Raw genomic sequence first — 10807 nt, forward strand, 5'->3', positions numbered from 1 at the left:
CCCATGGCCTTTGCCGTGGGCATTGGGGCGCAGTTTCTGCTTTTGCCCGCCATCACCTATGGGCTGACCTTGGTGCTGCAGCCTTCGCACAGCATCGCTTTGGGCATGATCCTGGTGGCCTGCTGCCCGCCGGGCAATGTCAGCAACATCCTCACGCACCGGGCCAAGGGCAATGTGGCTTTGAGTGTGTCGATGACCGCCGTGTCCAATGCCATCGCGGTGGTGGCCATGCCGCTGAACTTCGCGTTTTGGGGCGGCATGCACCCCACGGGCTCCAAGTTGTTGACCAGCATCGCGCTGGACCCGGTGCAAATGCTTGTACACATCCTGCTCATCATCGGCCTGCCCTTTGTGCTGGGCCTGCTGTGCATCCGCTATGTGCCGGTCTGGACCGAGCGCTTCAAGAAGCCGCTGCGCATCATCAGCTTCATGGCCTTGATCGGCTTCATCGTGGCCGCCATTGCGGGCAACTGGCGCTACTTTATGGACTATGTGGGCCTGGTGCTGGTGGCCGTCATCTTGCAAGACGCGCTGGCCTTTGGCACGGGCTGGGCTGCGGCCAAAGTGGCCCGATTGTCCGACTACGACAGCCGCGCCTTGTCCATCGAGGTTGGCATCCGCAACGCAGGCCTGGGCCTGGTGTTGATCTTCAGCTTCTTCGACGGGCTGGGCGGCATGGCCGTGGTGGCCGGCGTCTGGGGCTTTTGGGACATCATTGCCGGGCTGGTGCTGGCAGGCTGGTGGGCACGCCGACCACTGGACGGCGCTGCCGCACAGCGGTCTGGTGCGGCCGAATGATCGGGCCATGCACTCAGCGTGCGCGGCGGGTTTTGGTCACGGGTGCATCGGGCTTTTTAGGCCAAGGGCTGATCAGCCAACTGGCCCTGCAAAGTGACTGCGAAGCGGTGATCGCGGTGGATGTGCGCGAAGTGCCCACTGTGCAGCGCCTGCCCAGCATCACCTACCTCACGCAAGACGTGCGCGACCCGGCCTTAGGCAGCACTGTGGCAGCGCACCGCATCGACACCCTGGTGCACTTGGCGGCCATCGTCACGCCCGGCAAAGACGCCAACCGCGCCTTCGAATACTCGGTTGACGTGGAAGGCACGCGCAACGTGTTGCAAGCCTGCGTGGCGCACGGCGTGCAACACATCGTGGTCTCGTCCAGCGGCGCGGCCTATGGCTACCACGCCGACAACCCCGCGTGGCTGACTGAAGACATGCCCCTGCGCGGCAACGACAGCTTTGCCTATTCGCACCACAAACGCTTGGTCGAAGAGATGCTGGCGCAATACCGCCAAACCCATCCGCAACTGCTGCAAACGGTGCTGCGCATCGGCACCATTTTGGGCGAGCGGGTCAACAACCAGATCACCGCGCTGTTTGAGAAACCCCGCCTGCTGGCCGTGCAAGGCAGCGACAGTCCCTTTGTTTTTATCTGGGACGACGACGTGACCGGGGCCATCGTGCACGCCCTGAGCGGCCAGGCCCCCAGCGGCTGCTTCAACTTGGCAGGCGACGGGGCCTTAACGATTTTTGACATCGCGAAGCGGCTGAAGAAGCACCCACGCGTGCTGCCCGCGTGGCTGTTAAAAACCGCCTTATGGCTAGGCAGCCGACTGGGCATCAGCCGCTACGGCCCCGAACAACTCGACTTCTTGCGCTACCGGCCGGTGCTGCTGAACACCGCGCTCAAATCACGCTTTGGCTACACGCCCAGCAAAACCAGCGCACAAGCCTTTGACGCGTACACCGCAGCTCGCCAACAACATCCGTAGGTCGCGGCCCTCAGGTCCGACCAACAACCTCCCCGTAGGTCGTGGCCTTCAGGTCCGACGTCCATCTCTTCGCGAAGCGACTTTTAGGCATTAGCAAAGCGGCAATTCACGCGGTTGTGGCGCACCACCGCTCTGGTCGGACCTGAAGGCGCCGACCTACTAACACCCCGCTCCCCGTAGGTCGTGGCCTTCAGGTCCGACTTGTCTTCTGCGTCCAACCGACGTCACAACAAAGGGCGCAACTCCCTAGCGGCATCCAGCAGCAATGGCAACCACTTGTGCTGCACGGCCGCATCACTCAATTGATCGGCCGTGCCCACCACATTGAGCGCGGCCAGGGTCTGGCCCTGCATGTTGCGCAGCGGCACGGCCAGCGCATGAATGCCTTGTTCATGGCCATCGCGGGCCAAACAAAAATCATCTTGCCGCACCCGATCAATCAGTGCCTTGAAGCGGACGAGCCCCACCTCGGTCTGCGGCGTGATGCGCGCCAGCTCGCGCCCCTTGAGCCAGGCAGCAAATTCGACCTTGGGCCAATTGGCCAGCAGCACACGCCCGGTAGACGTGGCGTGCGCGGGCAACCGCGCCCCCAAATGCAGACCATAGGCCAAGTGCCGCACCGGCTCGGCCGCGCCCGCGCTGCGCGCCACGATCACGCACTCGCTGCCGTCGAGCACCACCGCACTGAACGCCGCCTGTGTTTGCGCGGCCAAGCGGTTGAGCGTGGGTTGCAAGGTGCGCGGCAGGCGCGAGGTGGCCATGTAGCTGCCCGCCAAACGCAGCACCCGCGCCGACAACCAGTAATACGCACCATCGGTTTCCAGATAGCCCAGCTCGGCCAGCGTGAGCAAGTGCCGCCGGGCCGCCGCCCGCGTGATGCCAGTGCGCTGCGCGGCCAGTGTCGCATTCAAGCGCTGGCGCTCGGTGTCAAAAGCCTCCAGCACGGCCAGGCCCTTGGCCAGGCCTTCGATGTAGTCGGCTTTCGCGAGGGTCATGGGGCAGCTCCAAAAAAACATGTCGGACCTGAAGGCCCGACCTACAAAGTCATTTTGACTTGGGTCATATTGCGCGATGATCGCACAAATCACTTTTCAATCGCACAAAATTCACAACCTACAACTCGTCAAAACTGGCGAGCCTCTTATGCTTTCATGCATTGCATTGAAAGATATGAGGAAACACCTATGAGCACCACCCGCACCCAAGTGGCCATCATTGGCGCAGGCCCTTCCGGCTTGTTGCTGGGCCAGCTGCTGTTCAAGGCGGGCATCGACGCCGTCATCGTCGAGCGCCAAACTCCGGATTACGTGCTCTCGCGCATCCGTGCAGGCGTTTTGGAGCAAGTGACCATGGACCTGCTCGATGAAGCGGGCGTGGGCCAGCGCATGCACAAAGAAGGCTTGGTGCACACGGGCTTTGACCTGTTGTTCAAAGGCGCACGCCACCGCATCGACATGGACCACCTCACGAGCGGCAAAAAAGTCATCGTCTACGGCCAGACCGAAGTCACCAGCGACCTGATGGACACCCGCCAGGCACAAAGTTTGCCCACGGTCTACGAAGCAGGCAACGTGCAGTTGCACGACTTTGACAGCCAAAAACCCCGCGTCACCTACGAAAAAAACGGCCAGCTGCACACCATCGAATGCGACTTCATTGCCGGCTGTGACGGTTTTCACGGCGTGTGCCGCGCCAGTGCGCCCAAAAGCGCGATCAAGGAATACGAAAAGGTTTACCCGTTTGGCTGGCTGGGCGTGTTGTCTGACACGCCCCCGGTGCACCACGAACTGATTTACGCCAACAGCACACGCGGCTTTGCCCTGTGCTCACAGCGCAGCGCCACGCGCAGCCGCTACTACCTGCAAGTGCCCACCACCGACAAGGTCGAGCAATGGTCGGACGAGGCTTTTTGGGCCGAGCTGCGCCATCGCCTCGATCCTGAAGCCCGCGAACACCTGGTGACTGGCCCCAGCATCGAAAAAAGCATCGCCCCTCTGCGCAGTTTTGTGACCGAGCCCATGCGCTTTGGCCGCATGTTCCTCGCGGGCGACGCCGCGCACATCGTGCCGCCCACCGGTGCCAAGGGCTTGAACCTGGCCGCCACCGACGTGAAGTATTTGTCCACCGCTTTCATCGAGTTCTATGCCGACAAAACCGACGCGGGCATCGACGCGTATTCAGAGCGCTGCTTGCGCCGCGTTTGGCGTGCCGAGCGCTTTTCCTGGTGGTTCACCAGCCTGATGCACCACTTCCCCGAAAACGGCGACATTGGCCAAAAGTTCCAGGACGCGGAGCTGGACTACCTGATCCACAGCGAAGCGGGTTCGCGTACCATGGCCGAAAACTATGTGGGCTTGCCGCTGAATTTTGGCGAAGCTTGATGGGCATGCAGCGGTGTGAAACAGGGCAACCGGCGGTGGTTCACCACGCGCCGCGTCGGACCTGAAGGCGCCGACCTACAAATACCAACACCCCGGAGGTCTTGGCCTTGAGGATCTGACCTTTCCCCGTAGGTCGCGGCCTTCAGGTCAGACATTTGGGCTTTCGCGAAGCGACGTTTCATGCGCTCATGGCGCATCACCGCGCCATGGCTCAGACACGGGCGTGGCGCGCCTTCCATGCGCCAAACATGGCGATCAGGCCTGGCACGATGATCAAGGCCCAGATGATCTTGCTCAGGTGCTCTTGCACAATCGGCAGGTTGCCAAACAGGTAACCCACCGACAACAGGCCCACCACCCAAATGACCGCGCCGATCACGTTGAAGAAAGTGAATTTGCTGCGGGTCATCTCGGCCACACCCGCCACGAAAGGCACGAAGGTGCGCACAAAAGGCATGAAGCGCGCCAAGACGATGGTGATGCCACCGTATTTTTCGTAAAAAGCGTGGGCTTGGTCAAAGCCCCTGCGGCTGAAAAACCGCGACTCTTCCCACTGGAACACCCGGAGCCCAACGTAACGGCCGATTGGATTGTGTAGTTGGTTTGGTCGCCCAAAATGGCCGCCGCCAACAGCAAACCCATGGCAAGCGGCAAGCTCATCAAACCCGCGCCGCACATGGCCCCCACGATGAACAACAGCGAGTCGCCCGGTAAAAACGGCATGACCACCACGCCGGTTTCAACGAAGATGATCAAGAACAACAAGGCATACACCCAGGCCCCGTATTGCGCCACAAAGGATTCCAAGTGTCGGTCCACATGGAGGATGAAATCAACGAGCTGCAAAAGAATGTCCATCACCCAATTATCCCCGGCCCAACCCCGCAAGCAGACCCCCTAAAATCTGACGGTGACTTCCCAACAAACCCCGGCTTCCGCGCGCCGCCCCATCCGCGAACTCCCCGATGAACTGATCAGCCAAATCGCCGCTGGCGAAGTGGTCGAGCGCCCCGCCTCGGTGGTGCGCGAGCTGGTGGACAACGCCATGGACGCGGGCGCGCGCAGCATCACGCTGCGCCTGATGGGCGGCGGCACGCGGCTGATTTCGGTGGAAGACGACGGCGGCGGCATCGCGCCCGACGAGCTGGTCACCGCCTTGAAACGCCACGCCACCAGCAAGATTGGCAACCTCGATGACCTCGAATCGGTCATGACCATGGGTTTCAGGGGCGAAGCCTTGGCAGCCATCAATTCGGTGTCCGAGCTCACCTTGCTCTCGCGCACGGACGGCCAGCCCACCGCCTTTGCGCTGGACGGCCGCACCGGCGAGATCCGCCCCGCCGCCCGCGCTGTGGGCACCACGGTCGAAGTCAAAGAGCTGTTTTTCTCGACCCCCGCACGCCGCAAGTTTTTGAAAAGCGACAACACCGAGCTGGCGCACTGCGTCGAGGCCGTGCGCCGCCACGCGCTGGCCCGCCCCGACGTGGGCTTTGCCATCTGGCACGAGGGCAAACTGGTCGAGCAGTGGCGCGTGCACCCCGGCGCTGCGGGCCTGGAACAACGCTTGGCCGATGTGTTGGGCGAAGAATTCGTGGCGCAGTCCATTGCTGTGGACTACCACGCCGGGCCGCTCAAGGTGATGGGCCGCGCCGGTCTGCCCGACGCCGCCCGCTCACGCCCGGACCACCAGTTCGCCTACGTGAATGGCCGTTTTGTGCGTGACAAAGTCGTCATGCACGGTGCGCGCAGCGCCTACGAAGACGTGTTGCACGGCCACAAACAACCGGCTTACGCCTTGTTCATGGAGATCGATCCGACCTTGGTTGACGTGAACGTGCACCCCACCAAGATCGAAGTGCGCTTTCGCGACAGCCGCGCCGTGCACCAGGCGGTGCGCCATGCACTGGAAAACGCGCTGGCCGCGCCGCGCTCGCACAACCTGAACGACGACGCTGCGAACACCCCCAGCGGTTTTGAACTGACAACCGGCCCCGCACCCAAAGCCCTGCCCGAATCGGCCACTTGGCAACAAGGCGGCATGGCTTTCGAGCGCCCCGGCCCCTCCAGCTTCAACGCCCCCGCCTACAAACCGGCCGATTTTGTGCGCCCCCGCGTGGACGGCGAACAAGCCATGGCCAACCTGAAAGCGCTGTGGAACCCGCCTGAAAGCAGCGAAGGCCTGAGCGCTCAAGAACGCGGCGCGCCCGATTGGCTTCAGGCTGACCGAACGGCAACAGCGTCCACCCCATCAGGCGCAACGTCCCACCCCACAGACCACTTGGCCACTCCAGCTCCCCTGCCCGAAGGCGACTGGCCACTCGGCCGCGCTGTGGCGCAACTGCACGGCGTCTACATCCTCGCTGAAAATAAGCAAGGCTTGGTGGTGGTGGACATGCACGCCGCGCACGAACGCATCGTGTACGAACGCCTGAAAAACCAACTCAACACCACCGACGCCTCGCGCATCCCCAGCCAACCGCTGCTGATCCCGGCCACCTTTGCCGCCACCCCCAACGAAGTGGCCACCGCAGAGGCCTGTGCCGAGGCCTTGGAACAACTCGGCCTGGAAATCTCGCCCTTGTCGGCCAAAACCCTCGCCGTGCGCGCCGTGCCCACCAGCTTGGCGCAAGGCGACGCGGTGGAGTTGGCGCGCAGCGTTCTGGCCGAGCTGGCCCAGCACGACGCCAGCACGGTGGTGCAACGCGCGCAAAACGAAATACTGGCCACCATGGCCTGCCACGGTGCAGTGCGCGCCAACCGCCGCCTGACGCTCGACGAGATGAACGCCTTGCTTCGCCAGATGGAAGACACCGAACGCTCCGACCAATGCAACCACGGCCGCCCCACTTGGCGGCAAATGACGATGCGTGATCTGGATGCCTTGTTTTTGCGGGGCCGCTGATGTCCCCCAAACTCATTGTCCTCATCCTCGCGCTGCTGCTGGGCCTGCAGCCGGTCACCACCGACCTGTATTTGCCCGCCCTGCCCGCCATCACGCAGGGCTTTGGTGCAGGCATGGGCCAAGCCCAACTCACCCTCACCGCACTGCTGCTGGCTTTTGGCCTGTCTCAGTTGGTTTGGGGGCCGCTGTCCGACCGATTTGGCCGTCGGCCCATCTTGTTGTGGGGCATGGCCGCTTACACCTTGGCCTCGGTGGCTTGCGTTTTTGCGCCCAACATGGCTTGGCTGATTGCCGGGCGCGCCCTCCAGGGCGTTGCCATGGGCGCAGGGGTCATGGCCGCACGCGCCGTGGTGCGTGATCTGTATGCCCCCGCACAAGGTGCCAACGTCATGTCGCAAGCCCTGACGGGCCTGGGCATCATTGCTTGCGTGTGTGCGCCTTTGGGCGGCCTGTTGACCGATTGGCTGGGCTGGCGTGTGGCCCTGCTCATGTTGGCGGTGTTTGGTGCGGGCACCTTGGCCTTGTTGGCCTGGCGCTTTGAAGAAACACTGGCCCAACCCGACCTGCAGGCTTTGCGCGCCCGCCCCTTGGTCAAGGCCAATTGGGACATCTTGTGCCATCCGGTGTTCCAAACCTGGTGCGCTTTGTCGGCCGGCTCGTATTTGGGCTTGTTCACCTTCCTGGCCAGTTCGTCCTTTGTGTTTGTGTCGTTCATGGGCTACAGCAAAACAGCTTATGGCTTGCTCATGCTGAGCATGTCTTTGTCTTACATCGTGGGCACCTTTTGGTGCCGCTGGATGCTCCGGCGCACCAGCGTGCACCGCACGGTCGGCATCGCCGCCTGCTTGACCCTCACGGGAGGCGTGTCCATGGCGGTGCTCGCTTACGCCGGACAAGGCCGCGACTGGTATGGCGCGTGGGCCATCATGGTGCCCATGTACATCTTCATGCTCGGGCATGGCGTGCACCAGCCTTGCGGACAAAGCGGTGCGGTCGCGCCCTTCCCACGCCGAGCGGGCACAGCCTCTGCGCTCAATGGTTTTTTGATGATGTTGGGCGCGTTCTTCATGGGCGGCTGGCTGGGCCAGCACATGGATCAACCGGTTTTTGCACTGGCCCATGGCATTTTGCTGTGGTCTGGCGTGATTGCCACCGTGGCTTGGACCGCCGTCCAGCGCCACGGCCGCCCCGCGCTCAGCGCCGTAGCCAAGGCATGACCGTCAAGCCACTGGAAGCCATTGCCATCGTCGGCCCGACCGCCAGCGGCAAAACCGCTGCAGCACTGGCCTTGGCCCAAGCCCTACAACCCCAAGGCGGCGCAGAAATCATCAGCGTCGACTCGGCTCTGGTTTACCGGGGCATGGACATTGGCACGGCCAAACCCAGCCGCGAAGAACTGGCCGCCGTGCCGCACCACCTGATCGACACACTGGACCCGCTGCACAGCTACAGCGCGGCCGAATTTGCCAAAGACGCCTCCCGACTGATCCGCGACATCCGTGCACGCGGCAAAACCCCGCTGTTGGTGGGCGGCACCATGCTTTATCTCAAGGCCTTGCTCGAAGGCCTGAACGACATCCCCGCAGCCGACGCGCAGGTGCGCGCCCAAATCCACCAACAAGCCGAGCAACTCGGCTGGCCGGCGCTGCACGCGCAACTGGCCCAGGTGGACCCGCAGACGGCCGCGCGCCTGGCGCCCGGAGACAGCCAGCGCATCGGCCGCGCCTTGGAGGTCTGGACCGCCACAGGCCAAACCCTGAGCTCTTTTCACCAAAGCGCCAAGGCCAACGCCCCAGACTGGCACATCCCCGTCATCAGTCTGGAGCCCACCGACCGTGCTTGGCTGCACCAACGCATCGCTCTGCGTTTTGAACAAATGATGGCGGCGGGCTTCATGGAAGAAGTCAAAGCCCTGCGGGCACGCGGCGACCTGCACCCCGACCTGCCGTCCATGCGCTGCGTGGGTTACCGCCAAGCTTGGGAAGGGCTAGATGCTGGCTGGAGCGAAGCCGAGATCCTGGAGCGCGGCATCTTCGCCACCCGCCAACTGGCCAAGCGCCAAATCACCTGGCTGCGCAGCATGCCGGAGCGGCTGGTGGTGCAGGCCGATGCGCCGGATGCGCTGGTACAAGTGCTGCAGCGCGCTGAGACCGCCCGGTCTTAATCTTGGGCGTCTTTGCGCCGACCGCTTTTGATCTTGGACTGAATCGACTTGCCCTCCAACCGCCTTTGCACCGAGCCATAGGTTGGCTTGGTGGCCTTGCGGGGTTTGGGGGGCTTGGCGTACAGGTCCAGCGTTTCATAAAGCCGCGCCCACGCATCAACGCGGTTGGCTTCTTGCGTGCGGTGGCGCTGGGCCTTGAGGATGAACACGCCTTCCAAAGTTAAGCGGCTGTCTCCCGATTGCAGCCAACGCTGTTTGACGTCGTCGGGCAAGGCTGAGTTCGCCACATCAAAACGCAACTGGATGGCGCTGGAGACCTTGTTGACGTTTTGCCCACCCGGGCCTTGCGCCCGAATGGCGGTCAGCTCGACCTCGGCGTCGTCGATGTGCAGAGCGTGTTTCATGAAAGGGGGCCGCTTGCGCTTGCAGGCTGCGCTTACTGCAGCGGGCCCTTGAGATGTTCTGGCACGGGCAAGGCCATGACCTCGATGCCTTCGTCGATCAAGGCCTCGGTTTCTTCGCGCGTGGCCTGGCCACGGATGTTGCGCTCTTCGCGCTCGCCGTAGTGGATCTTGCGGGCCTCTTCGGCAAATTGCGGGCCCACATCTTCGGTGTTGGCCATGACGTGGCGCACCGCTTTCATCATGGCCGACTGCATCTGCTGCAAGACATCGGGCGGCATATCAGGCAGGGCTGGTGTAGCAAGTGGGGCATCGGCAGCGGAGGATTGCGAGCCACCAGCAGCGCTGCCCGCGCCCGCAGATTGAGCGCCCTGCCCCGGCCCTAAATTGGGGGCCGTGCCGTGGCCCAAGTTCAAGCGCGGTGCTGACAGCTTTTTGGTGATTTCACAGTCGTTGCACACTGGACACGTCACCAAGCCCCGTTCGCGCTGTGCGTCATAGTCGTCTTGAGAGCCAAACCAGCCTTCAAAGCTGTGGCCCAAGCCGCATTGCAGGTCCAGGACTTTCATGCCAACAGTTCAAGGGACGGTTTGCCAATGCAAGGGCCACTGGCCCGATTGCACGTTTTGCAACCAAAGCAAACCCGTCAAGGTCTTGGCATCGGTCAAGCGGCCTTGCTGGCAAGCGGTCATCAGCTCGGCGGGGCTGGCGGTGAACACATCCAAGAATTCGTCTTGATCCAGCTGACGTTGCCCCAAGGTCAGCTCTTTAGCAAACCAGATCTCGATCACCTCGGTCGAGTAAGCGATGACCGGGTGCAACACCCCGGCACGGGCCCACTGGCGGGCGGTGTAGCCGGTTTCTTCGAGCAGTTCGCGTTGGGCGCACAGCCAAGGGTCTTCACCGGGATCGAGCTTGCCGGCCGGGAACTCGGTCATGACTTGCCCCACTGGATAACGAAACTGCCGCTCCATCACCAGGCGCAGACCTTCGGTCGTGTCGAGCATCGGGATGACCATCACCGCACCGGGGTGCACCACATATTCACGGGTGGCGAGGTTTTGGTTGGGCAGTTGCACGGTGTCGCGCAACACATGCAAAAAGTGGCCACGCAAGAGTTCCTCTTGGTGAACCCGGTGTTCGATCAGGTGCTCGTCAGACATGCAAACCAGTGTGAGGGC

The 10807-nt window shown here is 62.8% G+C and carries 10 protein-coding genes and 1 pseudogene; 6 read left to right on the forward strand and 5 right to left on the reverse strand.

The features are described from left to right. Both Q0341_RS10465 and Q0341_RS10470 read left to right on the forward strand, forming a co-directional pair. Positions 1-798 (forward strand): bile acid:sodium symporter family protein (locus Q0341_RS10465; RefSeq protein ID WP_299512967.1); only part of this gene is annotated, 798 nt, incomplete at its 5' end. Further along, on the forward strand, positions 795-1778 hold the full coding sequence (locus tag Q0341_RS10470; protein ID WP_299512970.1) for an SDR family oxidoreductase: 984 nt from the start codon (positions 795-797) through the stop codon (positions 1776-1778). The genes Q0341_RS10465 and Q0341_RS10470, both read left to right, overlap by 4 nt. A 224-nt stretch (positions 1779-2002) precedes the next feature. Here the strand turns inward: Q0341_RS10470 and Q0341_RS10475 are convergent, their stop codons facing one another. Next, complete coding sequence (locus Q0341_RS10475; RefSeq protein ID WP_299512974.1) at positions 2003-2773, reverse strand: IclR family transcriptional regulator C-terminal domain-containing protein; 771 nt, start codon at positions 2771-2773, stop codon at positions 2003-2005. A 189-nt stretch (positions 2774-2962) separates the two neighbouring features. On the opposite strand from Q0341_RS10475, the gene pobA reads away from it, so the two are divergent. After that, positions 2963-4159, forward strand: coding sequence for a 4-hydroxybenzoate 3-monooxygenase (gene pobA / locus Q0341_RS10480; RefSeq protein WP_299512976.1), 1197 nt, complete (start codon positions 2963-2965; stop codon positions 4157-4159). 211 nt (positions 4160-4370) lie between these two features. Here the strand turns inward: pobA and Q0341_RS10485 are convergent. Beyond that, positions 4371-5017, reverse strand: a pseudogene (locus tag Q0341_RS10485) (VTT domain-containing protein). Positions 5018-5069: 52 nt separating this feature from the next. On the opposite strand from Q0341_RS10485, the gene mutL reads away from it, so the two are divergent. The 3 genes from mutL to miaA are packed head-to-tail and all read left to right on the forward strand — an operon-like array spanning position 5070 to position 9225. After that, complete coding sequence (mutL, locus tag Q0341_RS10490) at positions 5070-7061, forward strand: DNA mismatch repair endonuclease MutL (RefSeq protein WP_299512978.1); 1992 nt, start codon at positions 5070-5072, stop codon at positions 7059-7061. Then, complete coding sequence (locus Q0341_RS10495) at positions 7061-8278, forward strand: multidrug effflux MFS transporter (RefSeq protein WP_299512980.1); 1218 nt, start codon at positions 7061-7063, stop codon at positions 8276-8278. The genes mutL and Q0341_RS10495 overlap by 1 nt, the downstream gene beginning before the upstream one ends. Continuing rightward, positions 8275-9225, forward strand: a complete 951-nt coding sequence (miaA, locus tag Q0341_RS10500; RefSeq protein WP_299512981.1) for a tRNA (adenosine(37)-N6)-dimethylallyltransferase MiaA — start codon at positions 8275-8277, stop codon at positions 9223-9225. The genes Q0341_RS10495 and miaA overlap by 4 nt, the downstream gene beginning before the upstream one ends. On the opposite strand, the gene arfB is transcribed toward miaA, so the two are convergent. Genes arfB through Q0341_RS10515 form a run of 3 tightly spaced genes read right to left on the reverse strand, consistent with a single transcriptional unit; the run spans position 9222 to position 10789 of the window. Beyond that, positions 9222-9629 (reverse strand): alternative ribosome rescue aminoacyl-tRNA hydrolase ArfB, encoded by a 408-nt coding sequence (gene arfB / locus Q0341_RS10505; RefSeq protein ID WP_299512982.1) that lies wholly within the window; start codon positions 9627-9629, stop codon positions 9222-9224. The genes miaA and arfB overlap by 4 nt on opposite strands. Before the next feature lie 32 nt (positions 9630-9661). Continuing rightward, entirely contained in the window at positions 9662-10195 is a 534-nt protein-coding gene (locus Q0341_RS10510) for a DUF1178 family protein (protein WP_299512984.1), read from the reverse strand. 9 nt (positions 10196-10204) lie between these two features. Further along, the gene (locus Q0341_RS10515) at positions 10205-10789 is read right to left on the reverse strand and encodes an NUDIX hydrolase (RefSeq protein ID WP_299512985.1); all 585 of its coding nucleotides are present in this window, start codon (positions 10787-10789) and stop codon (positions 10205-10207) included. Positions 10790-10807 lie beyond the last annotated feature (18 nt).

The organism is uncultured Limnohabitans sp. (genome assembly GCF_937889215.1).
GTDB lineage: Bacteria > Pseudomonadota > Gammaproteobacteria > Burkholderiales > Burkholderiaceae_C > Limnohabitans_A.

Bases quoted from the DNA above. Each gene is read 5' to 3' on its own strand.
- Q0341_RS10470 (WP_299512970.1), top strand. From the start codon at position 795: ATGATCGGGCCATGCACTCAGCGTGCGCGGCGGGTTTTGGTCACGGGT.
- Q0341_RS10475 (WP_299512974.1), bottom strand. From the start codon at position 2,773: ATGACCCTCGCGAAAGCCGACTACATCGAAGGCCTGGCCAAGGGCCTG.
- pobA (WP_299512976.1), top strand. From the start codon at position 2,963: ATGAGCACCACCCGCACCCAAGTGGCCATCATTGGCGCAGGCCCTTCC.
- Q0341_RS10495 (WP_299512980.1), top strand. From the start codon at position 7,061: ATGTCCCCCAAACTCATTGTCCTCATCCTCGCGCTGCTGCTGGGCCTG.
- miaA (WP_299512981.1), top strand. From the start codon at position 8,275: ATGACCGTCAAGCCACTGGAAGCCATTGCCATCGTCGGCCCGACCGCC.
- arfB (WP_299512982.1), bottom strand. From the start codon at position 9,629: ATGAAACACGCTCTGCACATCGACGACGCCGAGGTCGAGCTGACCGCC.
- Q0341_RS10510 (WP_299512984.1), bottom strand. From the start codon at position 10,195: ATGAAAGTCCTGGACCTGCAATGCGGCTTGGGCCACAGCTTTGAAGGC.
- Q0341_RS10515 (WP_299512985.1), bottom strand. From the start codon at position 10,789: ATGTCTGACGAGCACCTGATCGAACACCGGGTTCACCAAGAGGAACTC.